The organism is Paenarthrobacter sp. TA1.8 (assembly GCF_048595705.1).
GTDB lineage: Bacteria > Actinomycetota > Actinomycetes > Actinomycetales > Micrococcaceae > Arthrobacter > Arthrobacter nitroguajacolicus.
This window is the reverse complement of the sequence record NZ_CP184287.1, coordinates 3612079-3637580: the sequence shown is the minus strand read 5'-3', so window position 1 is coordinate 3637580 and position 25502 is coordinate 3612079. Positions and strand designations below refer to the sequence as shown.

The following is a 25502-nucleotide window of genomic DNA, read 5'->3' as shown; positions in this document are numbered from 1 at the left end:
GCCGTCAGTTGGTATTCCGGCTGATGGTCCGGATTCCCACGACAAGTCCGACGGCGGCCGTCACCACGGCGGCCACGAGACCCCACATCGTGTCCATGCCAATGCTTCCGGCAAACAACTCCCGTTCGGCGTTTACCAGGTAGGTCAGGGGATTGAAGAGGCTTGCCACCTTCATCCACCCCGGACCGGCTTCTATGGGCAACATGATGCCGGAAAGGATCATCAGCGGGAACAGCAGTGTTTGCTGCACGCCCCAGAAGATCCATTCCTTGTTCTGCGAGACCAGGGCAAGGGCATAGGACAGCGCGCCGAGCCCGATGCCGAAGATGCCCAGAATGACCAGGCCCAGCACCACATGCAAAGGGTAGAAAACGAAACCAAAGGGAATGCAGACCACGGAGATCAGCAGACCCTGCAACACCAGGGGAGCCCACTCCTTCAATGCCCGGCCAATCATGAGCGAAGACCGGGAGAGCGGCGTGGCCAGGATTCGTTCGTAGGAACCGGTCATGAGTTCGTACTGCAGGTTGGAGCCGGTCATGGAGGTGCCGAACAGTGCGATCATCACCACCACTCCGGGAAGGAACCATTGCAGCGTGGACTGGCCACCGAAGGCCGGGGAACCAACGGCTGAACCCAGCAGCGGCCCGAACAACCCAAGGAAAACCAGCGGTTGGATCAGGGAGAAAATCAGCGAGAAAGGATCCCGCAGCGGCAGCAGCATCTCGCGCCAGAATACGAACCACGTGTCAGTGACTACGCTGCGCGGTCCCCGCCTTTGCAGGGCAACACCCGGGGCAACGGCTTGTTCAATCATCAGACTTCAGCTCCTTCCCGCAGGCTGCGGCCGGTCAATTCCAGGAAAACGTCGTCCAGCGTGGGTGGTTTCAGTTCGAGCGACTGGGCGGGAGCGCCGGCGTCGTGCATTTCCTTCAGCAACCCCGGCGCCAGCTGGGCACCCTGCGCCAACCGAAGTCGGAAGCGGACCACGCCGTCGTACGCGTTTTCCTCCATGTCGCCTTCCGCGGCGGCGCGGCCCAGCAGTCCCCGCACCTCGGATGCGGAACCGGCGGCAACTTCCACAGCGAGGAGGTCCCCGGCGAGGTTCGCCTTGAGCCGTGACGCGGTGTCGTCGGCAATGATGGTCCCGTGGTCGATCACAATGACGCGCTCGGACATGGAATCGGCCTCGTCCATGTAATGGGTGGTCAGCACAATGGTGGTCCCGTGCTCCTCGCGCATCCGCATGATGTGCTCCCAGAGGTTGGCGCGGTTCTGGGGGTCCATTCCGGTGGACGGCTCATCGAGGAAAAGCAGGCCGGGGGAGTGCATCAACCCGAGGGCCACATCCATGCGGCGCCGTTGCCCGCCGGAAAGTTTGATCACCGTGCGCTTTGCGAGCTCGCTGAGGTCCAAGGATGCCATGAGTGTCTCGGCACGGGCTTTCGCATCTGTGGTGTTCATTCCGTAGAAGCGGCCTTGCATGATCAGTTCATCGATCACGCGGTAGCTGTGCCCGCCGCCATTGCCTTGGCCGATGTAGCCGATCCGCGCGCGCACCCCCGCCGGGTCCTTGGCCACATCAACGCCCGCCACAGTGGCCGACCCGGAGGTGGGTTTCAACAGGGTGGTGAGCATCCGCAGGGTCGTGGACTTGCCGGCGCCGTTCGGGCCAAGGAAGGCGACAAGTTCGCCGGGCGCGACGTCGATGTCCACGCCCTTCACGGCCTCGACGGTTTCCTTCTTCACGGTGAAGGTCTTGGTGAGCTTGTTGGTGTGGATCACGGTCACTCCAGGGATGGCAGGTGATGGCTCCTAGGCGCCACGCTATACCCGGGGATGAAGGCCGTCCATGCTCCTGCGGACAGGTCCCGTCCGCAATCAAAACTTAGTGGCCGCGGTGATCCTGGACCGTCATCCGCGGCCCGAAAGTGGGTTTGCGGAAGCCGCTCAAATACAGCATCCGCACCAGTCGCTGCCGTTGTCCGCGCCATGGTTCCAGCAGCTCGAGCATGCCGGCGTCGTCGGTCTTTTGACCTGTCAGGGCGTATCCCACGTAGGCGGCCAGATGGTAGTCGCCCACGGAAATCGAGTCCGGGCAGCCGTGGGTGCGTTGGACCACTTCGGCTGCGGTCCAGATGCCGATGCCCGGAATGGTCTGCAGCTTGGCGCCGGCCTGCGTTGAGTTCAGGTCCGCCAGGCGTTCAAGCGCGACGGCGGACTGCAGCGCCCGCATCACCGTGGCCGATCGCTGTGGTCCAACGCCGGCTTTGTGCCACTCCCACGAAGGGACGGCCAACCACTGCCTGGCGGTAGGAGGAACAAGGAGTCCGGCAGGGGCCTTGCCCGGCGCCGGCGTTCCGTAGCGATACGTCAGGTACCGGTAGCCTCGCCTTGCCTCCAGGGTGGTGACCTTTTGCTCCAAAATGGTGGGCACAAGGGAGTCAACCATCCGCCCGGTGGAGGGCAACCGCAGGGCCAGGTTCCGGCGTCGTGATTCTGTCACCAGCCGCGGAAGGGTGGCATGGAAGGCGGGCTCATCGAAGGCCGACCAATCGTCATCGGCGCCGAGCAACCGCGGAACTCCCGCGATGGCGTCGTCCGCACCGGGTCCCCAGGCTTGGGCATCCACGAAGGAATCGACTCCCACGCCGCCTCCCGAGAGGCGGAGCGTCACCGGGCCGGACGGTGCAGTGAAGGCCATCCAAAAACCGCTGGAGTGCGCTGCGAAGGACGGATCCGCGTTGCCGCGCATGAGCGGAAACATGGTCTGGTCCAAGCGGAAGGAACCGCCCGGATGCCACCGGACGGCCGCATCTGCCGCTGCCGCAACAACGGGCGGGGCGTCTGCGATGGTCATGTTTTCATGGTCCCACGCTCGGCTGACAATCTGCAGCCGGCGACCCCTTACGGCAACAACCGCACGCAGCTAGACTCCCTGATGTGGCGTGGGTGGGCCGCGCCATATCTGAGGAAAAACTTCCAGGAACGAGGAGCCCGGACCATGGCCGCCATAGTGCATTTCGAGATTCCGACCGACAACAGAGACAGAGCCAACACCTTCTACGAGAGTGCCTTCGGCTGGAACCTGAGCCCCATGCAGGGGATGGACTACACGATCGCAATCACAGCGCCATCCGACGAACAGACCGGCACGCCGACGGAGCCGGGAGCCATCAACGGGGCCCTGTTCCCGCGGACTGATGCCCTGAAGACGCCCATCCTCACCATCGATGTGGACGATATCGACGCCGCGCTGGGACAGATTGAGTCTGCAGGCGGCAGCGTGGTCCAGGCAAAGGACGCCGTACCCACCATGGGCTGGTACGCCTACTTCAAGGACACGGAGGGCAACGTCCTGGGCGTGTGGCAGACCGACACCTCTGCCGGCACCTAGCGAAGGGGTCGGGTCAATCCCCCTGGCGACCAGGCGGTAACTTTGTACCTATGAAGTACGCCCAGTCCGTGTTGGACCTCATCGGCAATACGCCCCTCATCAAGCTCAACCACGTCACCGAGGGCATCAAAGCCACCGTCCTGGTGAAGCTCGAATACATCAATCCCGGCGGATCCATCAAGGACCGGATCGCCGTGAAGATGATCGAAGATGCGGAAAAGGACGGCCGGCTCAAGCCGGGTGGAACCATCGTTGAACCGACGTCGGGCAACACCGGAGTGGGACTGGCGCTCGTCGCCCAGCAAAAGGGCTACAAGTGCGTTTTCGTGGTGCCGGACAAAGTAGGCGAAGACAAGCGCGCCGTGCTTCAGGCGTACGGTGCCGAAGTTGTGGTGACGCCCACCGCCGTCGCGCCCGACAGCCCGCAGAGCTATTACGGCGTCTCCGACCGCCTGGTCAAGGAGATCCCGGGCGCCTTCAAGCCGGACCAGTTCTCCAACCCCGCTGCTCCCGGCAGCCACTTCGAGTCCACGGGCCCGGAAATCTGGCAGGACACAGACGGGCGGGTCACGCACGTAGTCATCGGCGCCGGAACCGGCGGCACCATCACTGGAACCGGCCGCTACCTCAAGCAGGTCTCGGCGGACCGTTCGGAGTCCGACGGCGGCCCGGTCAAGGTCATCGGAGCTGATCCGGAAGGCTCGGTCTACTCAGGCGGAACCGGCCGGCCCTACTTCGTGGAGGGCGTGGGCGAGGACATGTGGCCCGGCAACTACGATCCCGCCGTTCCGGATGACGTGATCGCTGTCTCCGACGCCGACTCCTTCTCCATGACCCGCCGGCTGGCCCGGGAAGAGGGCCTCTTGGTGGGCGGTTCCTCCGGCATGGCCGTGGTCGCGGCGCTCCAGGCTGCCAAGGACCTGGACGAGTCCGCCGTGGTGGTGGTGATCCTCCCGGATTCCGGCCGCGGCTACCTTGCCAAGATTTTCAACGACCAATGGATGCGTTCCTACGGCTTCCTCTCCGGTGGCGAAGAAGCTTCCGTGGGCGAGGTGCTCAAATCCAAGACGGGCGAGATGCCGGACCTGGTCCACATCCACCCGAATGAGACGGTGCGCGACGTCATCAACATCATGAACGAGTTCGGCGTCTCCCACATCCCGGTGCTCTCGCAGGAACCACCGGTGGTGATGGGCGAGGTCTTGGGTGCCGTGGACGAGCGCAGCCTCACCAGCAAGTTGTTCCGTGGGGAAGCGAAGCTGACGGACATGATCTCCGAACATATGGGGGACAGGCTCCCGGTCATCGGATCACTGGAGACCATTTCCGCCGCGCGTGAGCTGCTGTCCGACGTCGATACCGTCATGGTGACTTTCGTCGGCGCGCCGGTGGGCATCCTGACGCGCCACGACCTTTTGGCGTACCTGAGCAATTAGGCGCCCCGCGCTGATCCAATCAATTCAAACCCAGAGGAGCTTCCATGTCTGCCAGCAACAACGCCGGGTTCAACACACGCGCCGTCCACGCCGGACAGGCCTTCGAACCGGTGACCGGTGCTGTGGTGCCTCCGCTGCACTTCAGCACCACCTATGCCCAGGACGGTATTGGCAACCTGCGCTCAGGCTACGAATACGGGCGCGGCGGGAACCCCACCCGCGACGCCCTTCAAGAGCAGCTTGCCGCCCTCGAAGGTGGCACCGCGGCGTTCTCCTTCGGCTCCGGCCTGGCCGCTGAGGACTCACTGATCCGCGCGATCGCTCGCCCCGGTGACCACATCGTCCTGGGCAACGACGCCTACGGTGGCACGTACCGCCTCATCAACCGAGTGCTGGGAGACTGGGGCATCGGCAACACCCCCGTGGACATGTCCGATCTCGACGCCGTGGCTGCTGCTGTTGCAGCGAACAAGACACGCATGGTGTGGGTGGAGACGCCGTCCAACCCGATGATGAAGATCACGGACATCGAGGCACTCGCCGCCGTAGCGCACGACGCCGGTGCCCTCCTGGTGGTGGACAACACCTTCGCGTCCCCCTACTTGCAGACCCCGCTCGCCTTGGGCGCCGATGTGGTGGTCCACTCCACCACCAAGTACATCGGCGGCCACTCCGACGTTGTGGGTGGCGCGATCGTGGTCAAGGACGATGAGCTGGCAGAGAAGATCGGTTTCATCCAGTTCGCCGTCGGTGCCGTCTCGGGGCCCATGGATGCCTTCCTGACAACCCGTGGCTTGAAGACCCTGGGTGTCCGCATGGACCGCCACAGCGAGAACGGCCAGGCCGTGGCCGAATGGTTGCTGCAGCGTCCCGAAGTTGAGGCCGTCCTTTACCCGGGCCTCCCGGACCACCCAGGACACGAGCTCGCGGCCAAGCAGATGAAGAAGTTCGGCGGCATGGTCTCCGTACAGTTCAAGGGTGGCGAGGCTGCTGCCCGGACGGTTGCCGAATCCACGTCGGTGTTCACTCTTGCCGAATCCCTGGGTGGCATCGAGTCCCTGATGAACTACCCCTCGGAGATGACCCACGCTTCCGTGAAGGGTACTGAACTGGCTGTCCCGGTCAACCTCCTCCGCCTTTCCTGCGGAATCGAAGAAGCCGAGGACCTGATCGCAGACCTTGAGCAGGCCTTCGCCAAAATCGGCTAAGCCCACGAATCCGGCTCTTGTTCGCACTCCTCACCGTTCAACGGCGGGGGTGACGAACAAGAGCCGGATTTCTTGTTGGTGCTCTTCGGCTAGCCGGAGATTCCCTCGCGGCCGTCTTCTTCACGGCCCGTCAGGCGGCGGCGGAACGTGGTGTCTTCGGCAGAGGTGATTTCCAGGTCGTACCAGCCGTTCAGGGTCTCCCAACCGATCTTCCTGGTGTGTCCCGGCTTGAGCTTCACGGTTTCGACCTCGTCCGCATACTGCAGCGACTTCAGCCCCAGGCTTACCGTTGCGGTGCCGTTGTTGCGCAGCTCCAGTTCAACGTCCTTCCTGCCGCGGCGGCCGTTGACGGTGACGTCGACGCCGAACGCCGCGCCCGCCGTCGTGCCTTTCAGTTCGTACTGGTACCGGTTGGGGCCGGTGACGACGACGTCGAAGGCGCCGGACGCGACGGGGAGGTCCACGTTTTGCCGGCCGAGGACGTCCACGTGCCGGGGTTCGGTAACTTCGCCTGCGTACCCGTACACGGTGAAGTGGGTTGAACTGGTGCCTGCGTTAGCTAGCGTCAGGGCGATCTTTCCGGCTTGCACAGAAGCCGAAACCCGAGGCCTGTAGGGGAGCGGGCGGGCCGGCCGGCTGCCCGTTTCCTGGATGGGCGCTACCTGGACAGCCGGGGGATTCGGGCGCCAGCGGCTGATCTTGGCGGGGACAGCGTCGGGGTGCTCAAGAGTTGGCGGTGTGCCGGGGGATGCGAAGTTGAAGACACCTGTCAGGTCACCGCAGACTTCGCGGCGCCACGGGGAGATGTTCGGTTCCTCTACGCCGGTCCAGCGCTCCAGGAAACGGAGAACCGACGTGTGGTCGAAGACTTCGGAGCTGATGTAACCGCCCACGGTCCACGGTGAAACCACGGTCATGGGCACCCGAGGTCCCAGGCCGATGGGCCGTGCCGTGGTCCACTCAGTGGACTCGCCTGACGCTGGTCGCGGCTGGACAGGCGGCGGGACGTGGTCGAAGTAGCCATCGTTCTCGTCAAAGTTCAGGAAGATGGCAGTGCTGTCCCACGTGTCAGGGTTGCTGGCCACAGTGTCCAGGAGGCGGTAGACGAAGTTGGCGCTGCCCACCGGTGTGGAAGCGCCGGGGTGTTCGGAGTCAGCTGCGGACGGTACCAGCCAGCTGACCTTCGGGAGGGTGCCGCCTGTGATGTCTGCGCCGAGGCGTTCCAGGAGAGTGTCGGGACGTCCGCGCCACATGGCTTTGTCGAACAGGGACCTCTCGGCTTCGGTGAGGGCGGCGCGGCCTTGCTCCAGCTGGGCGAGGAGGCGGTCCTGCTCGGCTGTGGACTTCCCGGCGAGGTGGTCGTAGAACTCTTCCGTGGTGCGAAAATTTCCCTCCACTGATGCCAGCATTTTGCGGCCGATCGCCTTGAACGTTTGGAAGTACTCCACGGCGTTGTCGGTGAAGTTGTCCCAGTCCTGGTAGATCTTCCATGACACCCCGGAGTTCTCCAGGCGCTCAGGGTAGGTGGTCCAGTCGTAACCGCCGTGATCGTAGCCGTAGGCCGCGTTGGTCACGGCACGCTTGGTGCTGCCGGGCTCATTGCCTGTGGTGCCGCTCCAGAGGTAGTTGCGGTTGGGGTTCGTGGAGCCGTTGACCGAGCAGTGGTAGGCATCGCAGATGGTGAAAGTGTCCGCGAGTTCGTACTGCAGCGGGATGTCCTGGCGCTCGTAGAAAGTCATGGTGGAGGCGCTCTTCGCGGGAATCCATTTGTCACACCAGCCGTTGTTCCACGCCGTCGTGGTCCCGTTGAACGAGTGGTCCAGATCGCCCAGGTACTGGATGTCGGAACCGGGCCGGCCAGCTAGTTCCGCGGCCTTGCGGAGGGAGAACGGCAGGACAGTTTCGCCGGTGGCCCGGGGCTGCTCGAACATGGACTTGCCATTGGGCAAGCGGGTCACGGACTTGTCACCGTATCCTCGGACGCCCCGCAGCGAGCCGAAGTAGTGATCGAAAGATCGGTTCTCCTGCATCAGGACAATCACGTGCTTGATGGACTGCAAGTTTCCGGGCGGGACCGGCCTGGCCATGGCAGCCTGCACTGACGGAGGCAGTAGGGAGCCCGCAGCAGCAAGCGCCGTTGCTGCAGCTGCCGTGCCGAGGAAGCCGCGACGGGAAAGTCCGCCGGTTCCTTCGGTTGAACGATTCACCATATCAGGGGTATTCGAGGACATTCAGGGGTGCCTTTCGTGGTCGGAGTCGACTGGGCCAGCGTAGGCATGGAGAGTGAACCGATGATGAAACTGCGGCAAACCGGCGGGGTGTGTCGTGCGTAGCGGCTCGCATCCGTTGGCAACCTAGCTTTCTTTAGGGAAGTCAGCTAGTTTTGTGCGCATGCCTCTTCGTTCCGACTGGTCTGCACGCACGTGCAGCCTCGCCCGTGGCCTCGATGTCCTGGGCGATCCTTGGGGGAGCCTGGTCCTCCGCGAAATCTTCTTCGGCAACGGACGTTTCGACGCCATCAAGCAACGCCTCGAGGTAGCCGACAACGTGCTCAGCAAGCGCCTGGGATGGCTCCTCGACGCCGGGCTACTCGCCCAGCGCCCCTACCAAGACGGCGCGCGCACACGGCAGGAATACGTCCTCACCCCCAAAGGCGAGGACGCACTTCCAGTGCTTAACGCCATCATCATCTGGGCGGAGAAGCACCTGGACGCTCCCAACGAGGTGTCCCATATGAAGGTCATCCACACTGACTGCGGGCAAGCCACGTTGTCAGCGGACACGTGCACCAACTGCGGGGCCCGGTTGACCGCAGGCAACACCAGCTGGCATAGCCTCAAACGCAGTGACCACCCTCTGCCACTCGCCACCGCTCCCACCACAGCTTCCCCTGAAACGGAGATCCCCGCATGACCGCTCCCGACGTCACAGGGGCCCCGCCCGAAAATTCCGGGACACCTGCCGGCAAGACCGGCAACGGCAAGACTCCTGCCGGCAAGCCCCGCCGTCTCCACCCCGCCTGGATCGTGGCCGCGGTTGCCTTCCTGGCGCTGGTTGGAGCCGCAGGCTTCCGTGCGGCGCCCGGGGTGCTCATGGTCCCGTTGCAGGAGGAGTTCGGCTGGTCTACCACGGTCCTCTCCTTGGCCGTCAGCATCAACCTGGTCTTGTTCGGCTTGACGGCCCCGTTCGCTGCGGCCCTCATGGAACGCTTCGGCATCCGGAAGGTCACCTCGCTGGCGCTGTGCCTCATCGGGCTCGGCTCAGCATTGACCGTCTTCGTGAACCAGTCCTGGCAGATCCTGCTCACGTGGGGACTCCTGATTGGCTTGGGCACCGGTTCCATGGCCCTGGTTTTCGCTGCGACCATCGCCAACACCTGGTTCGCCAAGAGCCGTGGCCTGGTCATTGGCATCCTGACCGCAGGAAGTGCCGCCGGACAGTTGGTGTTCCTGCCGTTCATCGCCGCGCTGGCCCAGAACCCGGGCTGGCGTGGCGCATCCTTGCTCATCGCTGCGGGTGCGCTCGCAGTCGTCCCGCTGGTCCTGCGCTGGCTGCGGAACTCGCCCGCCGACGTCGGGGTCTTACCGTACGGTGCGGAGAAGCCTGACGGCGGGCAGGCGGGTGCCGAAGAACCTGACGCTAAAGACGCCGACGCCGGGACAAACGCGACGACGCAAAGCCGGCCCGCCGCTGTGGTTGCGTCGTCCGGATCCGGGGATTCCCCCAATGCAGCGATCCGTGCCCTGCAGGTCCTCAAACGCGCAACTAAAGTCCGCACGTTCTGGGCCTTGGCTGCCGGGTTCGCGATTTGTGGAGCCACCACCAACGGACTGATCGGCACGCACTTCATACCGTCGGCGCACGATCACGGCATGCCCGAAACCACGGCGGCAGGCTTGTTGGCCGTCGTCGGCATCTTCGACATCGTGGGGACCGTCGCGTCCGGCTGGTTGACCGACCGCTTCAACCCCAAGGTCCTGCTGGCGGTCTACTACCAGTTCAGGGGGATCGGCCTGCTGGTGCTGCCGCTGCTGCTGGGCTCATCCGTGGAGCCGAGCATGATCATCTTCGTCGTGGTGTACGGGCTCGACTGGGTTGCCACCGTGCCTCCCACCGCAGCTATCTGCCGCTCGGTGTTCGGTGCCGATGGTTCCGTGGTGTTCGGCTGGGTGTTCGCGGCCCACCAGCTCGGCGCTGCAGTGGCCGCCCTCCTGGCCGGGTTCATCCGCGATGCCACCGGGCACTACAACTACGCCTGGCTGGGTGCTGCTGCCATGTGCACGGTGGCCGCGGTCATCAGTGCCACCATCCGCAAGGACGCCGTGAAGAAGGAACCCGTGCCGGTTGCCTGAGGCTGGTTGCGAGGCCCGCTCTGCGCGGTATTCGTCCCCCGAAAGCGAGCAGAGCAGGCCCCGCAACGCACGATTAGCGCGCTTCTGTGATCCGGAAAGTCAGAGTCCGTGCTTCCGGGCGCAACGCGTACTCCGGCCAAACATCCGGTCCGCATGCCCTGGAACCCAGCCCGTGCTGGGCGGCATCGAGGTACAAGTAGCTGCCCTTGCTTGCCGGCAACTCGTGCGGATGTGCTGCGGACGAGATCTCCTGCGCTGTGTGCCGGGATAGCGTGAAGCCGGGCAGACGGCCGCGTGAGTCCGGGACGGCATCGAGTTGCAGCCAGGAAGCCCCATGGTTCTGGAGATCCAGCGTCCGGACAGCACTGCGGTGGCCCGTTTCCTGCGGCTTGGCGTAATTTACCGAAAGCTCGTCGATGCCCGCCGAGTAGCTGCCCACAAGCGTCGCGTGCATGCTGTCCGGGTAGGACTCGCGAGGTCCCGCGCCGAACCACGACGCACCGTCCACAGACCCGGGCAGATCAAAGCGCACCCCCATCCGCGGCCAGATGATGTCCCATGCCGCGCTCGGAACAATGTCCAAGCGGAGCCACAGCTCGCCGTCGGACAGTTGCCAGTTCTCCTCCACAGACACCCAATGCGCGGCGTCGGCTGCGGCGTACCGGGTGCGGGTCACTACGCTGCTTTCGCTGGTTGAGACCTTCTCTACCCGGGCCGTGAGCCTGTCCAAACCGGCATGGCGCCACACTTTTTCCATCGAAGGTGCAGCAACGCCGTTACCGTTATTGAGCCAAGGATCGGCGAGGTCGTAGCTGCCGCGGCCGGCACCGGCGTCGTTATCCGTGGGTGCACGCCACAGCTCCAGCCGCGGCCCGGACACCGGCAGCCCCGCGAGCGAGACCAAGCGACCATCCTCAAAGACACCAGGACCCAGCGAGACGGACCCGGAAACCTGCGAAGCTACCCGGCCGGCTGATGCCAAGGGGCGAGGGGCCGCCAGTCGCGGACGTGCTGTGGCCAATTCCAGCTGTGCGGCGGAGATGACATGCCCGGCTTCTGCCCAGGCCGTGTCTTTGCGAAGCGCCACCTCCACGGTCAGCCACTGCTCGCCGACTTCCGCAACATCAACATCAGGCAATCCGATAAGCGCCGAATCCCCGGCGGCGAGGGGCGCACCCGATGCAGTGACGACGTCGAGCTCGCCGGAAGTGGTCACCACGCCGTCCACCTCCGTGCGCCAGCGCAGTACGACGTCGGACGCGTCCGCCGTGTGCCGCAGGTTGGCGACCGAGACGAAGAGGCGCGTGCCGCCGTCGTGGGTTTCGGTGCTGAAGCCCAGGCGCAGGGGAGCGACGATCTGCTTGTACTCATAGAGCCCGGGGCTGGGAGTGGAGTCGGAGAGGACCATGCCGTCCATGACGAAGTTGCCGTCGTGGACAACCTCGTCGAAGTCGCCGCCGTAGGCGAAGAATTCAGTGCCGCTGGCCGTGGTGGTACGGATTCCGTGATCCCGCCACTCCCAGACGAATCCGCCGTGCAGCCGCGGGTAGCGGTCCACCAGGTCCTCGTACTGGTCGATCGCGCCGGGACCGTTGCCCATGGCGTGGACGTACTCGCACAGGATGAACGGTTTGGTGCGTTGGCGTGCGGACTCCGCCGTGGAGCAGCCCAGCAACAGTGAGCCGGAATCGTCGCGGCCGATCGCCTCAGTCTCAGGAACCGAGGAATACATGCGTGAGTAAACGTCTGTGTAAGCACCGCTGTAGTCGCCTTCGTAGTGGACGGGCCGGCTGGCATCGCGGGCATGCGTCCAGGCGGACATTGCGGCGAGGTTTGAGCCCGTTCCGGACTCGTTGCCCAGGGACCACATGACGATTGAAGGGTGGTTCTTGTCCCGCTCCACCGTCCGCTCCATGCGGTCCACGTACGCCTCCCGCCAGGCGGGGTCGTCACTGGGGTTGCCTACCCAGCCGTGCCGTTCAAAGCCGTGAGTCTCGAGGTCGCATTCCAGGATCACCCAGAAGCCCATCTCGTCGGCGATGTCCAGCAAACGAGGATGCGGCGGGTAATGGCTGGTGCGGATCGCGTTGACGTTGAACTGCTTCATCAAGGCAAGGTCGGCGCGGGCAAAATCTTCGTCGAACACGCGGCCGCGGTCAGGATGCGTTTCATGCCGGTTCACGCCGTGGAACACCACACGGCGGCCGTTCACCAGGAACTGATCGCCCTTGATCTCCACCGTACGGAAACCGATGCGCAGCGAAATGGTCTCCCCTCCGCTTGCCACCGTTACGTTGTAGAGGCGCGGAACCTCTGCGGACCAAGGTTCGACGCCGGTGATCGCCACCGGGGCGACGTCGGCAGGGGAGTTCCAGACGACGTCGACGTCCAGTTCCGGGACTGCCAGCCGAATCGGGTAGGCGGCCTGGTCCGCGGTGATTTCGGGATCGATGACGCCCGAGCCGACGGTGTAGGACGTTCGCAACCAGACGTCGTCGATGCCCTTTCCGGGGCGGGCCTGGAGGGTGACGTCGCGGAAGATGCCCGGCATCCACCACTGATCCTGGTCCTCCACGTAGCTCGAAGCCGACCATTGATGGACCCGGACAGCCAGCACGTTGTGCCCTGGACGCGCGGCGTCGGTGACGTCGAATTCCTGGGCCAGCCGGCTGCCTGTCCCTACGCCGATTTCGCTGCCGTTGAGCCACACCTTGTAACGGGATTCGACGCCGTCGAACCGCAGCACGATGCGCTCGGATTCGCTCCAATCCGCCGGCAGATCGAAGGTTCGACGGTAATCACCGGTGGGGTTCTCATCCGGGACGTGGGGTGCGTCCGTGGGGAAGGGGAACTGGACGTTGGTGTAAATGGGGTTCCCGTAGCTGCCCCCGCCCTCCAAAACCCAGTGCGCCGGGACCGGGATCTGGTCCCATGTGGAGTCATCCAAACCTTCCTCGGCGAAGCCTTCGATTGCCTCGTCCGCGGGAAGGACACCCCGTCCGCCGGGGGTTCCGGGTGCTCCGGGGAGAAGCCGGAAACGCCACTGGCCGTTCAGGGAAAGTGTTGGCGCGTCAGAGTGCAGCCAGGAGCGGGCGGGGAGTCTCTTGCCGGTGCCGGGACCGGTATCAGTGATGTAGTTGGCGGTGTCGGTCATTACTTAACGGCTCCTTCTGTCAGCCCGCCGCGCCAGAAACGCTGCAGGACAACCATGGCGATGCTGAGCGGAATGATGGAAAGGAGCACTCCGCCCGTGGTCAGTTCATAGAATTCAGGCAGACGGTCAACCTGGCTCAGCCAGCTATTCAGGCCGAGCGTGATGGGGTACAGCTCGGAGTCGGACAGCATGACCAGCGGCAGGAAGTAGTTGTTCCAGATGCCCACCAGCTGGAACAGGAATACGGTGACCAGGGCCGGGGTGAGTACCTTCAACCCGATGGTGTGGAAGATGCGGAGCTCGCCGGCGCCGTCGATCCTGGCGGCCTCGATCAGCGAGGTATCAACAGTGGCCTGGGCGTAGATGCGGCAGAGGAACAGCCCGAAAGGGGAGACCAGTGATGGCAGCAGGACACTCCAGTAGGTGTTCGCCAGGCCCATCTGGCTAAACAGCAGGAAGAGCGGCAAGGCAGTGGCCGTACCGGGGACCAGCACGCCGCCCAGGATGGTGCCGAACACCAGGTTCCGGCCCCGGAACTGGTACTTGGCCAGCGCGTAGCCTCCGGCCGCAGCGAAGTACGTGGCCAGGAGTGCGCCGATGCCGGCGTAGATCGCCGAGTTCAGGAACCAGCGGCCAAAGATGCCGTTGTCATAGCTGACCACGCGAGCGATGTTTTCCCACAAAGAGAATGTGGGCGCGAACCAGAAGCCGTTGGTGGAAAAGAGATCGGCGGTGGACTTCGTGGAGGCGACGAACACCCAGTACACGGGAATCAGGAAGTACAAGGCCACCACCACCAAAAGTGCGGTGACGATGATGGTGGATGACCGCCGTCGTCCTGCTGAGCGGTCCGGGCCTGCCGAAGCCTTGCTGCGGACGGTGGTGGTGGGTTTCGTGGCGGTGGCGGTCATGAGGACTTCCTGTTCGTCAGTGCGAGGAAGGCGAAGGAAAGGGCAAAAGCGGCCACGGCGATGATGACCGACTGGGCTGCTGCGACGTTGTAGTCGTTATAGGCAAAGGCCGTTGTGTAGGCACTGAGGTTCGGCGTGTATTGGCTGTCGATTGCCGGAGCCACCGTCTTGAGGACTTGCGCCTCAGCGAAGAGCTGCAGGGTTCCGATGATGGAAAACACGGTGGTGAGCATAAGGGCCGGACGAATCAGGGGGAGCTGGATGCTCCGGGCAACGCGCCACGTGGAGGCACCATCCACCTTTGCGGCCTCGTAAAGTTCCACCGGAATGGCTTTCAGCTGCGCCACGATGATCAGCATGTTGTAGCCCGTGTAGCTCCACGTGACGATATTCGCGATGGACCACAGCACGCTGTTCGCGCCGAGGAAATCCGGGGTCAGGCCAACAATCTTGGCCACGTCAAACAACGGGCTGAGCCCGGGCACGTACAGGAAGGACCACAGGATGGTGGCGATCACGCCCGGCACGCCGTAAGGGAGGAAGTAGGCGGCACGGAAGAAGCCCGGCCATTTTGCCGAGGCCGATTCCAGCATGAGGGCCAACGCCGTGCACAAGACGATCATGACGGGCACCTGGACTACGCCGAACAGCAGCATTCGACCGATGGACGCGACGAAGCTGCCGTCGGCAAGGGCTTGAGCGTAGTTGCTGAAGCCGGCGAACTCGCTGGTCACGCCTGCCTCGCCGAAGAGTCCGCTGCGGGTCACTTTGGTGAAGCTGGAAATGATGGCCACAACAATGGGCAGCAGGAACGTGAGGACGAAGAGTCCCAGGAACGGTGCCAGCAGGAGCCAGGGAGCGCGGGCGGCAGCGCCGGCCCGTTTGCCGGCCCGTTTGCCGGAACGGCTTGGTGCTGCGGGGCGCTGGGCGGTGGGTGCGGTGCGGGTGGTGGTCATGCCGTTTCCTTCCGGATGCTGAGGCCCTTGTTCTTGAAAACGGTCATGATCTGCTGCTCCGAGGCAGCAATGGAATCCACCAATGAGGTGCCGAAGGCTTTCTTGCGGAAACCGTCGCTGAGGATGTTGAAGGACTGCTGGGTTACCGGCCACCATGACCAGGCAGGGTTCTGCTGTTGGGTGGCGGGGACGAAGACTTCCTCGTTGTAGCGCTGGCCGCCGAAGAACGCCGACGGTTGTTGCCGCTCCGTGCCGATGAACTCGGGGTTGGGTGACCAGCCGATGCCGCTGTTCTTGATCTGGGCGTCGATTCCCTCTTTGGACGTAGTCAGCCACACTGCGAACTCGACTGCTTCCCTGGGGTGCTTACTATTGGCCAGGACGGCCGCCGTGGAACCGCCGAGGTAGCTTGAGCCGAAGCCCGTATCGCCCCAAGTGGGCATCGGTGCTGCGCGCCACTTTCCTTCGGAACCGCTGACACCCTGCACCAAAGCATCACCCCAGCTGCCGGTTATGGTCGAGGCAATCCCGCCCTTGGCGGCAGCCGCAAACCAGCCCGGGGAGAAGGCTCCATACGCGGTGGTGACGAGGTCGTCGTCGATCGCTTTGTCGAAGAAACGCGCGGTGTTGAGCGTGGCGTCGTCGGTCATGTTGATGACCCAGCCATCCTCCTCCGGGCGCAGCCACTGCGCGCCGGCCTGCCCCGCGAAAGAGGCAAAAGGAGAGGCATCACTGATGGGGAAGCAGTCCAGGTAGCTGTCCACGGAGCGAAGTTCGGCGGCGAGCGCCGCCCATTCGTCCCAGGTCGTCGGAGTGCTGCCGCCTACTTTGTTCAGGATGGCCGGCTGGTAGAACATGCCCATGGGGCCCGCGTCCTGGGGGATGCCATAGACGCCCCCGGTGTAGCTGACTTGCTTCCATAGGGTGGGGTCGTACAAGTGGGCGTGATCGTTGGCACCGTAGCGGGATACATCAACCAGGCCATTTACCAGCATGAACTCCGGGATGGAGCGGAACTCGACCTGGGCCAGGTCCGGTCCGCCTCCTGCTGCCAAGGCCGAGTAAAGCTTCTGATATCCGCCGTTGTTGCCGCCCGGGATCCACACCACGTCCACTTGGATGTTCGGGTTGGCTGCATTCCAGACGTCGGCCACTTTCTGGAAATCCTTGAGCCAGGCCCAATAGGTCAGTCGCACGGGTGCGCCTGCGGCGGGGATGGTTGGCGCAGCGTTGACGGACTGCGTTCCTGGTGTAGCGCACCCGGTCAGCAGGCCCATGGCTGCTGTTCCCAGGCCTGCGCCCAGGAGTTGTCTTCGCGTGAATCGGGTCATTAGCCTTCACCTCTTCGTGTCAGGTTGACGATGACGCGGGCTGGATTCGTGGGTCCCGCCGCGGCAAGTGTGACCACGGTAACAGAAAATTCGAGTGGGTACTCGAATTTCGAATTGAAGCCGTAACACGCATGTACACTGGCTAGCCATGACCACAAAGGACGTGGGTCGCGCAGCGCGGCGGGGCCCCTACGCGAAATCCGAAGAACGGCGCCGGACCATCCTGGATGCTGCCCATGAGGTGTTTGCTGCCCACGGCTATCGTGGTGGATCCCTCCAGGATGTTGCCGACAAGGTGGGGCTGAGCCAAACCAGCCTGCTGCACTATTTCCCGTCCAAACGCGATCTCCTGATGGCAGTCCTGGAGCGCCGAGACGAAATCACCGGCGACGCCTTCCCGGACGACATGGAAGATGGCTTGGTTGACTCAGTGATCCGGACGGCGCTGTTCAACGAGAACATTCCGGGCGTGGTTGAGCTGTACAGCGTTCTGTGCGCGGAGTCGGTCACCGATTCGCACCCGGGGCGGGTTTACTTCACCGAACGGTTCGAACGCCTCCGCACGAGCTATGCCCGGCGGTTCGCCGAACTGGCTGCCCAGGGCAGGCTCCGCCCCGGCGTCGATCCTGAATTGGCTGCCATGTCCCTGGTTGCCTTGTGGGACGGGCTGCAGACGCAATGGCTGCTGGCCCCCGATGAGGTGGACGTGGTGAAGGGCCTGCGTGGCTACTTTGATCTGGTGGTGCTCCCCGAGTCCTGACCCAACTAGGTCGCAGCTGAGCGCGTTTTGAGCCCTCTAAACGCGCTCAACTGCGACTTAGTTGGGGGGGCTAGCCGCGGAAGGCGCCGATGCCCGTGATGTGCTGACCCAGGATCAGCGTGTGAACCTCATCTGTGCCCTCGTAAGTCCGCACGGATTCCAGGTTGTTGGCGTGGCGCAGCGGTGAGTAGTCCAGTGTGACTCCGTTACCGCCCAGGATGGTGCGGGCCTCGCGGGCGATTTTGATGGCCTCGCGGACGTTGTTCAGCTTGCCTAAGGAAATCTGCTGGGGCTGGAGGTGGCCAGCATCCTTCAACCGGCCCAGGTGAAGGGCCAGCATGGTGCCCTTCTGGATCTCCACCAACATGTTCACCAGTTTCTCCTGCGTCAACTGGTATCCGGCCAGCGGGCGGCCGAACTGAAGTCGGCTTCCGGCGTAGTCGAGCGCGGCTTCGTACGAGTCCCGGGCAGCGCCCATGGCGCCCCACGCGATACCGTAGCGCGCCTCGTTCAAGCAGGAGAACGGTCCTCGAAGTCCAAGCGCACCCGGGAGGATGGCCTCGGCACCCAGCCTCACGCCGTCGAACTTCACATCGCATTGAATGGACGCGCGCATGGAGAGTTTCGGCTCAATGGGCGTCGCGGTTACACCCTGCGTTCCGGCGGGAACAAGGAACCCCCGGATTCCGTCCACGGTGTTTGCCCACACCACCATGACGTCCGCGATCGAGGCGAGGCCGATCCACCGCTTGGCACCGTCCAGGACCCAGCCATCGGCGGTTTCACGGGCAAACGTTGTCATGGAGGACGGGTCCGACCCCGCCGTCGGCTCCGTCAGGGCGAAGCATCCGATCAGCTCGCCGGCAGCCATCCGCGGGAGCCACTGCTCTTTCTGCGCCTCCGAACCCCACTTGTGGATCGCCGTCATGGCAAGGGAGCCCTGCACCGAGACGAACGTGCGGATCCCCGAATCGCCGGCCTCCAGTTCCATTGCCGCAAGGCCATACTCGACGGCGGTCCTCCCGGGACAGCCGTAGCCTTCCAAGTGCATGCCCAGGACACCGAGCTCGCCCAACTCCGGGGCGAGCTCGCGCGGGAAATGAGCGTCCTCGTACCAGCGTGCGATGTTCGGACGGATCCGTTGCGCTGTGTAGTCGCGGACCCGGTCGCGGAGGGCCAGCTCGTCCACAGCCAGCAGGGAATCGAGGGCAAGGACGTCGGAGGTGTTCGTCGTTGAATCGCTCATTCCAGCATCCTAGGTGGCTAACCCGCCGCCCGGCAGCACAGCCTACTCGCCGCGGACCGCCCCGACGTCTGCGCGTTCGCCCGTGAAGTAGCCCTTGGTGGAGGGGGCGAAGCGGCACACGATGGCCAAAACGACGCCCAGAGCGAGCAGCAGCACGCCGCTCACGAACGCTCCGCCAATCCCGAAGATCTGCGTGTCGCCATAGGCCGGATCCCACATCTGGACTGCGGAGATGAAGAACGCCACGGTGAGGGACAGCGCACCGAGGAACGGCAGGATGCCCCGGAACCACAGGTTCCGTGCCGAGTCCCGGAGCGTAGAGCGGAAGAACCATACACAGGAGAAGCCGGTCAGCGCGTAGTAGAACGCGATGAACAGGCTGATGGCGCTGATGGAGTCCGAGAGCAGGTTTTCGCTCAGGAAGCTCATGGCCACGTAGTACACCACGGCCACCGCACCCATCACCTGAGTGGAGAATCCCGGCGTCATGAAGCGCTCGTGGACCTTCCCGAATCGGGGCGGCAGCGCGCCGTGGACACCCATGGACAGGGTTCCGCGGGCAGTCGGAAGGATGGTGGTCTGCGTGGAGGACAGGACGGACGCCAGCACGGCCACGATGATCAGCCAGCCCCAAGGACCCAATACGACGTCCTTCATGGCCAGGAAGACGTCGTCCTGGTTGGCTTCGTTGCCCAGCCCGATACCGTCGGTACCGATCGTGGCGTACATCATCACCAGGAGGGCCACGGAAACGTAGATCGCCACCAGGACCGAGGCCGAGATCACGGCGCCGCGGCCGGGGGTCTTGGCCGGATTTTCGGTCTCCTCGTTGAGCGCCAGGCACGTGTCCCAGCCCCAGTAGATGAACAGGGCAAGCAGGACACCATGGACCACGGCACCGGGATCGGCAAAGGCGCCGGCCGGGTTGAACCACTCGAAGTCGAAGGCCTGCCCTTCAGGCGCTCCACCGGCGATCCGGAAGACGATGGCCACCGCGAAGATGCCCAACGAGATGTACTGGATGTAGGTCAGGGTGCGCTGGACATGCTCGCCCAGCCGGATTCCGCGATGGTTCACGTACGTCATGAACACGATGAACAGCACGCCGGTAGCGGTCACGAGCCACGTGTTATCGGCCAGGGAACCGTCGCCGATCAACAGCCACAGGTACTTGCCCGCGATTTGCGCCAGGTTGGCCAGGACCACCACTCCCGCGAGTGCCACGCCCCAGCCGCCCAGCCAACCGGCCCACGGCCCGAAGGCCTTCCGGGCCCAGAAGAACGTAGTGCCGCAGTCGGGCATGGCGCTGTTGAGCTCACGGAACGCGTAGGCGATGAACAGCACCGGGATGAAGCCGAGGATCAGGATCAGGGGAGTGTAGTTGCCGTTGACGGCAACAATGAGGCCCAGCGTTGCGGCCAGCGAGTAGACGGGCGCGGTGGATGCGAGGCCCAGCATGACGGAGTCGCCAAGGTCCAGGATCCCGGCGTGGAGGCCTTTGGAAGGTACGACGGCGGTACGGTCGCCGCCCGCTGAGCCGCCACCCGGCGTCGAGGTTTCAGTGCTCATAGTGCAGCTCCGTAGGAAGTAGCAGGGGGCGCGATGGGCGCCGGGGAGTCGATGGTGTTGGGGACAAAGCGGCAGAAATAGTCCGTGATGGGTCCGTCGGATTCCCGGATGCCACACCCCACGGATTCGCCATCCACTACCCAGAGACCCAGTACCGGGTGGTTCCCGTCGAAGTCGGGGAGGGAATGGTACTGCTGGAAGCACCAGCCTTCGCGCCCGTAACCACCGGGCTGCTGGATCTCGATGCCCGGGGCGTGGATGCGGATGTTGTCGCCCTCACGTCCGTGCAGCGGCTTGGCTACCCATTCTTTGAGGGGTCCAGGATCGCCCAGGTAGGCGGGAAGCAGATTCTCGTGGTTGGGGTACAGATGCCACAGCGCAGCCAGCAAGGCTTTGTTGGACAGCAGCATCTTCCACGCCGGTTCAACCCAGCGGGGGTTGTGGGCACGCTGGAAGAGACGCTGTCCGAAGGGCTCCTTCATCATCAATTCCCACGGGTACAGCTTGAACATGGTGCTGATCATGAAGTTGTCCAGGTCCACGAACCGGTTCAGGTTGGGGTCCCAGCCAATATCGGACATGTTGATGCCAATGGTGGTCCACCCGCCTTGGCTTGCGACATCGCGCATGTAGGCCGCAGTCATCCAGTCCTCGCCGGATTCCTCCGCCTCCGAGTGGGCAACGTGCAGGGTGCTCATGCCGGTGCGGAACTGAAGCTTCTTCCACTGGCGGATCAGGGCCTCATGGATTCCGTTCCACTGGTCCTTCTCCGGGAAGACATCCTGCAGCCAGAACCACTGGGCCACGGACGCCTCGATCAGGCCGGTGGGGGTATCGGCGTTGTACTCCAGCATCTTTGCCGGGCCGCCCTTGCCGTCATAGATGAAGTCGAAGCGACCGTAAATGTCCATGTCGGCGGCCAGCAGTGATTCGCCGGCGAGTTCCAACGCCTGCTGCCCGATGCCGATATCGCCCATGGCCCCGGTGGCGAGGTACTTTGCGGCCTCCAAGCACATGATGTGCATGTCCTCGGCCGTCTTTTCGAGGGTTTCCACCTCGTCCATGGTGAATTCGTAGTAAGCCGATTCGTTCCAGTATTGGATTTTCCGGCCATCGGGCATGGTGGTTGTGGAAAATACCAAGCCCTGTTCCTCGATCTTTTGCTTCCAGTCCGGCCTGGGCTCGGAGAGCAGTCGACGCACGCCTAGCCTCCCGAGCTTCCGCCGCTTTTGGAGCTGCTGCCGAAGCCGCCGCGGCTCACCGTGCCGCCCTTGGTGCTGTAACCCTTGGAGGTCTTGGCGTCCGTAGGCACGTTCTTGGTATAGCTCGGGTAGGAACTGCGGTTCTGGCCCACGGCGGGCACACTGGCTCCGCGTGAGTAGAAGTACCAGGCGTAGACGCCTGAGCTGCGGCCCGCCGAGCTGCTGTTGTCGCACTGGTTGTCGTCGACGCGCTCGCCGGTTTCCTCATTGAAACAGACCTGCGCGTAGTCAGCTTCCTTCTCGTTGCTGGCCACGATCGCGGTGATGGTTCCGGCCAGGAGGGCAGTTACACCCAGACCCACGACGACGGTGCGGCGCTGCGAGCGCTTTTTCTTCTTTGCTGCCTCGGCTTCACCGCGTTCACGTTCTTTGGCGAAAGGGTCGACCACGGGGAGGGGCTGGCCGGGCTGGGGCGTCCCGGCCGGGAATGCCCCGCCCTGCGGTGCCCCGGCGGGAGTTTTCTTCCTCTTGCCTGTGCCCCCGTTGCCGGAGCCGCCGTTGCCGGAGCCGCCTTGCGCCGGGTCGTTTTTCACGGGCGTGAACAGCTCAGGATGCAGCTCGGGTTTGGGTACCTGCCAGGGAGGAGGCTTGGGCTGGTTGTTGCCCGCTCCGAAGTCGCCGTTGTTGTCCCTGCCGCCGCCGTTGTTGCCGGCTGCGTCAGGGCTGTCTTTCGGGCCCATGTGTATCCCCCTGGATAGACCGTTGAAGTGTCCGGCGCCACGCCGGACCAGAATGCTCAGAGCAAGCCTAGTCCTTGTGCGCGGTGCAGGCACGGGTGACAGCCGTAAATGGGAAGAAGTCCCCATCTACGGAACCATGTAAGGATGTAGCCATGCCGGGACCAGAAGCACACAGCAACGTCGACGACGGCGTGCTGCTGCGGCTTCCGCCGGTCCGCGGCATTGGCTCCGCCCGGGTCATCACTGGCCTGGTGTTGGCTGTCCTGTTACCGCCCGGCATTGAACTCATGGTCACTGTCCTCGGGTTCCGCAACTTCGCCATGATCATGCTGTTGCAACTGGCAGTAGCTGTTGCGGTGGCGGCCATCGGTGGTTTGTGGCCGGCAGTGGTCGCCGCGGTGCTGGGCAGCTTCCTCCTTAACTACTTCTCCGCCGACCCCGTTGGTTCCCTGTCCATCGCCGATCCCACCACGTTGTTCACGCTGGTGGTTTTCCTTGCGGTGGCCTGTGGGGTGGCCCTCGCCGTGGGCCTCGCAAGCCGCCGTGCCCAGGAGGCAGCTCGCTCCGGAGCCGAGGCAACGGCGCTCAGTGGGCTCGCCCTGCAAATCCTTAGTTCGGATGGAAGCTTGGAAGCGTTTCTTGAAAAAGTACGCAGCAACCTGGGCATGGAGGCGGTAACGCTCCTGGGTTCGTGGGGCCAAGGTTCATCAGGTCAGACGCCCGGAGCCTCGGGTACGGCGTCAGCCGGTACCCAACCCGAGTTGCGTGTCCTGGCGAGTGCCGGCCCAAATCCGCCGTTGACCCATGCCGCCGCCGACCACACCGCCGTCGTCGATCCCCATTACACCCTGCTGTTGCGCGGCGGACCGTTATCAGCGCAACGCCAACGGATGTTGGCTGCGTTCGGGGCTTTCGTGGTGGCTGTCCGGGAGAGGCAGCAGCTGGTGAAGAGCCGGCGGGATAACGTGCGATTGGCCGAGGGCAACAAGATGCGGACGTCCATCCTGCGCGCTGTGTCGCATGACCTTCGGACTCCCTTGGCCGGAATCAAGCTCGCTGTCAGCAGCTTGCGCCAGGAGGATGTGCATTTTCCGCCGGATGTTGAGCGCGAGTTGCTGGAGACCATCGAGGATTATGCGGACCGACTGGACCATTTGGTGGACAACCTCTTGGACATGTCGCGGATCACGGCGGACGCGGTGAATCCGCTCTTGAGCGGGATTGTGTGGGCGGAGGTGCTGCCGCAGGCGCTGAGGGGGATTCCCCGGGAGCGGCTGCGCAACGAGCTCCCGCCCAACCTTCCTCCGGTGCAGGCCGACGCCGGAATGCTTGAGAGGGTGGTGGCCAACATCGTGGAGAATGCCGTGAAGTACGCGCCCGACTCCGACGTCGTCCTCACCGCCCGTGCGGGTGCGGGCATCACGCTGGGGGACCGGCCCGCCAGCGAACTGAGAATCATCGATCACGGCAGCGGAGTAGGGCAGAAGGAAGTGGTGGATATTTTCCAACCTTTCCAGCGCTTTGGTGATTCGCCGTCGCCTGCGATCGGAGGCGGAACCACCGCCGGCGGCGGGATTGGACTGGGACTGGCCGTGGCGAAGGGTTTCAGCGAGGCCATGGGCGGCAGGCTCGCAGCGGAGCCGACGCCGGGTGGCGGGCTGACCATGGTGGTCACCTTGCCGCTGTGGACCGGGGGCCCGCAATGACGCTGGTGCTGATCGTCGAGGACGAAGCCCGCATCGCCAGGGCCATGCAGATCACCCTTCAAGCCCATGGCTACCAGGCACTGACGGTGGGCAATGGCGCCGACGCCCTGCAAGCCGCTGCCAAGCAGCCCGTGGAGATCGTGGTGCTCGACCTTGGCCTGCCGGACATGGACGGGGTGGAGATCATCAGACGCATCCGCGGCTGGAGCAGTATGCCCATCATTGTGCTGTCCGCCCGGCATGCCTCGGAGGACAAGGTTGAAGCGCTCGACGCCGGTGCGGACGACTACGTGACCAAGCCTTTCGGTTTGGATGAGCTGCTTGCGCGGCTTAGGGTCGCTTCGCGCCGGGTTGTGACCGAACATGAGGAACCAACGCTGGCCACCACGGACTTCATGGTTGACCTGGCGGGCAAGAAGATTCTCAAGGATGGCTCGGAAGTGCGCCTGACGCCCACGGAATGGAACATCCTGGAGTTGCTGGTCCGTAATAAGGGCAAGCTCGTGAGCCAGCAGCAGATCCTCACCCAGGTATGGGGACAGGCGTATGCGAAGGAAACACAGTACCTGCGCGTATATATAGCCCAGCTCAGGCGAAAGCTGGAGCGGGATCCTGCCGAGCCCCGGCATCTGCACACGGAAGCCGGTATGGGCTACCGATTCGATCCTTAATCTTGGAGCTGCCCGTCCGTACACTGGTGATCATGAACACCGCATCCCTCCTTGCCGTCTGCCGGGTCCACCAGTTGCTGCCCGATCCCGAGGGGAGTGTGGGAGTCACCGGCATGGACAAGCGTCCGGTAGAAGGGCAAGTCAAGGTTCACAAACTTGGGCTTCACGGGGACGTGCAGGCGAATCGGGTGGACCACGGCGGTGAAGACCAAGCCCTGTACGCATATTCGCAGGCGGATGCGGACTACTGGGCGGGCGAGTTGCGGCGGGAGTTGCCTGCCGGCGTCTTCGGAGAGAACCTTCGCGTGGCTGGAATCGAAACCACCGGCGCGGTCATCGGCGAACGTTGGAAGATTGGCTTGGATGTGGAGCTGGAAGTCACGTCCCCGCGTGTACCCTGCGCTACCTTTCAGCGGGTGATCGGCGAAGCCCAATGGGTGAAGCGCTTCACCCAGGCCGGCCGGGTTGGGACGTACCTCCGGGTGATCAAGACAGGCACGATTTCCGCAGGGGACCACATTCACCGCACCTTCATCCCTAAACACGGCATCACGGTGGGTCAGTGGTTCAGTGAGCCCACTCCTGAACTGGTACAGATCCTGTTGGATGCGGACGCCGATGGGGAGATCCGTTTGCAGGAGGATTACCACCCGGTCTTCGAAAAGGTGCTCCGGAGAAACGGGCTCTAGAACCTTGGCGGGGGAGCCTTCCAAACCGGTGTGAACAAGCTCACTCGGCCTTCGAGGACTCTCAACTCGCGGTGATGGGCCTCTGTGCCCTACACTTGAAATATCCCCCACTCCGGAAATCCCTTTATCCTGCCCAATTCTTGAGGCAGGACTGGTAAGTGTTGGGGCCCGCAA

At 63.9% G+C, this 25502-nt stretch carries 21 protein-coding genes; 9 read left to right on the top strand and 12 right to left on the bottom strand.

Features of this window, described 5'->3' with window-relative positions; genetic code table 11:
* Nucleotides 1-4: 4 nt before the first annotated feature.
* The 3 genes from ACNAOT_RS16955 to ACNAOT_RS16945 form a co-directional block, all read right to left on the bottom strand.
* On the bottom strand, nucleotides 5-817 hold the full coding sequence (locus ACNAOT_RS16955; protein ID WP_420178669.1) for an ABC transporter permease: 813 nt from the start codon (nucleotides 815-817) through the stop codon (nucleotides 5-7).
* Nucleotides 817-1785 carry an ATP-binding cassette domain-containing protein gene (locus tag ACNAOT_RS16950; protein WP_414698774.1) on the bottom strand — a complete coding sequence of 323 codons (969 nt, stop codon included), beginning with the start codon at nucleotides 1783-1785 and terminating at the stop codon, nucleotides 817-819. Before ACNAOT_RS16950 ends, ACNAOT_RS16955 begins: the two co-directional genes overlap by 1 nt.
* A gap of 103 nt (nucleotides 1786-1888) precedes the next feature.
* Nucleotides 1889-2860, bottom strand: a complete 972-nt coding sequence (locus tag ACNAOT_RS16945) for a DNA-3-methyladenine glycosylase family protein (RefSeq protein ID WP_420178668.1) — start codon at nucleotides 2858-2860, stop codon at nucleotides 1889-1891.
* A 144-nt stretch (nucleotides 2861-3004) separates the two neighbouring features.
* Here ACNAOT_RS16945 and ACNAOT_RS16940 point away from each other — a divergent pair, with 144 nt between their 5' ends.
* Genes ACNAOT_RS16940 through ACNAOT_RS16930 form a run of 3 tightly spaced genes read left to right on the top strand, consistent with a single transcriptional unit; the run spans nucleotide 3005 to nucleotide 6041 of the window.
* A complete protein-coding gene (locus ACNAOT_RS16940; protein ID WP_364306836.1) occupies nucleotides 3005-3397 on the top strand; it encodes a VOC family protein in 393 nt (130 codons plus the stop codon).
* 50 nt (nucleotides 3398-3447) lie between these two features.
* A complete protein-coding gene (locus tag ACNAOT_RS16935) occupies nucleotides 3448-4833 on the top strand; it encodes a cystathionine beta-synthase (protein WP_420178667.1) in 1386 nt (461 codons plus the stop codon).
* 44 nt (nucleotides 4834-4877) lie between these two features.
* Nucleotides 4878-6041, top strand: a complete 1164-nt coding sequence (locus ACNAOT_RS16930; RefSeq protein WP_420178666.1) for a cystathionine gamma-synthase — start codon at nucleotides 4878-4880, stop codon at nucleotides 6039-6041.
* 89 nt (nucleotides 6042-6130) lie between these two features.
* Here the strand turns inward: ACNAOT_RS16930 and ACNAOT_RS16925 are convergent, their stop codons facing one another.
* Nucleotides 6131-8272 (bottom strand): phosphocholine-specific phospholipase C, encoded by a 2142-nt coding sequence (locus ACNAOT_RS16925; RefSeq protein ID WP_420178665.1) that lies wholly within the window; start codon nucleotides 8270-8272, stop codon nucleotides 6131-6133.
* A 160-nt stretch (nucleotides 8273-8432) separates the two neighbouring features.
* Here ACNAOT_RS16925 and ACNAOT_RS16920 point away from each other — a divergent pair, with 160 nt between their 5' ends.
* A complete protein-coding gene (locus ACNAOT_RS16920; protein ID WP_420178663.1) occupies nucleotides 8433-8954 on the top strand; it encodes a winged helix-turn-helix transcriptional regulator in 522 nt (173 codons plus the stop codon).
* Complete coding sequence (locus ACNAOT_RS16915) at nucleotides 8951-10393, top strand: MFS transporter (RefSeq protein WP_420178662.1); 1443 nt, start codon at nucleotides 8951-8953, stop codon at nucleotides 10391-10393. The genes ACNAOT_RS16920 and ACNAOT_RS16915 overlap by 4 nt, the downstream gene beginning before the upstream one ends.
* A 73-nt stretch (nucleotides 10394-10466) precedes the next feature.
* On the opposite strand, the gene ACNAOT_RS16910 is transcribed toward ACNAOT_RS16915, so the two are convergent.
* From ACNAOT_RS16910 to ACNAOT_RS16895, 4 genes are read right to left on the bottom strand one after another with little or no spacing between them, the layout of a single operon-like run.
* Complete coding sequence (locus ACNAOT_RS16910) at nucleotides 10467-13547, bottom strand: glycoside hydrolase family 2 TIM barrel-domain containing protein (protein WP_420178661.1); 3081 nt, start codon at nucleotides 13545-13547, stop codon at nucleotides 10467-10469.
* Nucleotides 13547-14458, bottom strand: a complete 912-nt coding sequence (locus ACNAOT_RS16905) for a carbohydrate ABC transporter permease (protein ID WP_420178660.1) — start codon at nucleotides 14456-14458, stop codon at nucleotides 13547-13549. Before ACNAOT_RS16905 ends, ACNAOT_RS16910 begins: the two co-directional genes overlap by 1 nt.
* Nucleotides 14455-15414, bottom strand: coding sequence for a carbohydrate ABC transporter permease (locus tag ACNAOT_RS16900; RefSeq protein ID WP_420178659.1), 960 nt, complete (start codon nucleotides 15412-15414; stop codon nucleotides 14455-14457). Before ACNAOT_RS16900 ends, ACNAOT_RS16905 begins: the two co-directional genes overlap by 4 nt.
* Nucleotides 15411-16745, bottom strand: coding sequence for an ABC transporter substrate-binding protein (locus ACNAOT_RS16895; protein WP_420178658.1), 1335 nt, complete (start codon nucleotides 16743-16745; stop codon nucleotides 15411-15413). Before ACNAOT_RS16895 ends, ACNAOT_RS16900 begins: the two co-directional genes overlap by 4 nt.
* A 148-nt stretch (nucleotides 16746-16893) precedes the next feature.
* Here ACNAOT_RS16895 and ACNAOT_RS16890 point away from each other — a divergent pair, with 148 nt between their 5' ends.
* Nucleotides 16894-17505 carry a TetR/AcrR family transcriptional regulator gene (locus ACNAOT_RS16890; RefSeq protein WP_091469117.1) on the top strand — a complete coding sequence of 204 codons (612 nt, stop codon included), beginning with the start codon at nucleotides 16894-16896 and terminating at the stop codon, nucleotides 17503-17505.
* 70 nt (nucleotides 17506-17575) lie between these two features.
* Here ACNAOT_RS16890 and ACNAOT_RS16885 read toward each other — a convergent pair whose 3' ends face one another.
* Genes ACNAOT_RS16885 through ACNAOT_RS16870 form a run of 4 tightly spaced genes read right to left on the bottom strand, consistent with a single transcriptional unit; the run spans nucleotide 17576 to nucleotide 22262 of the window.
* Nucleotides 17576-18751, bottom strand: coding sequence for an acyl-CoA dehydrogenase family protein (locus ACNAOT_RS16885; RefSeq protein ID WP_420178657.1), 1176 nt, complete (start codon nucleotides 18749-18751; stop codon nucleotides 17576-17578).
* A 42-nt stretch (nucleotides 18752-18793) separates the two neighbouring features.
* Nucleotides 18794-20320 (bottom strand): APC family permease, encoded by a 1527-nt coding sequence (locus ACNAOT_RS16880; RefSeq protein ID WP_091469113.1) that lies wholly within the window; start codon nucleotides 20318-20320, stop codon nucleotides 18794-18796.
* Nucleotides 20317-21522 carry a glutathionylspermidine synthase family protein gene (locus ACNAOT_RS16875; protein ID WP_420178656.1) on the bottom strand — a complete coding sequence of 402 codons (1206 nt, stop codon included), beginning with the start codon at nucleotides 21520-21522 and terminating at the stop codon, nucleotides 20317-20319. Before ACNAOT_RS16875 ends, ACNAOT_RS16880 begins: the two co-directional genes overlap by 4 nt.
* A 2-nt stretch (nucleotides 21523-21524) precedes the next feature.
* Nucleotides 21525-22262: a Tat pathway signal protein gene (locus tag ACNAOT_RS16870; RefSeq protein ID WP_420178655.1), complete on the bottom strand. Its 738-nt coding sequence runs from the start codon at nucleotides 22260-22262 to the stop codon at nucleotides 21525-21527.
* 152 nt (nucleotides 22263-22414) lie between these two features.
* Here ACNAOT_RS16870 and ACNAOT_RS16865 point away from each other — a divergent pair, with 152 nt between their 5' ends.
* Genes ACNAOT_RS16865 through ACNAOT_RS16855 form a run of 3 tightly spaced genes read left to right on the top strand, consistent with a single transcriptional unit; the run spans nucleotide 22415 to nucleotide 25328 of the window.
* Nucleotides 22415-23968 carry a sensor histidine kinase gene (locus tag ACNAOT_RS16865; protein WP_420178654.1) on the top strand — a complete coding sequence of 518 codons (1554 nt, stop codon included), beginning with the start codon at nucleotides 22415-22417 and terminating at the stop codon, nucleotides 23966-23968.
* Entirely contained in the window at nucleotides 23965-24639 is a 675-nt protein-coding gene (locus ACNAOT_RS16860) for a response regulator (protein ID WP_091469103.1), read from the top strand. Before ACNAOT_RS16865 ends, ACNAOT_RS16860 begins: the two co-directional genes overlap by 4 nt.
* 32 nt (nucleotides 24640-24671) lie before the next feature.
* Nucleotides 24672-25328 (top strand): MOSC domain-containing protein, encoded by a 657-nt coding sequence (locus ACNAOT_RS16855; RefSeq protein ID WP_420178653.1) that lies wholly within the window; start codon nucleotides 24672-24674, stop codon nucleotides 25326-25328.
* Nucleotides 25329-25502: the final 174 nt, after the last annotated feature.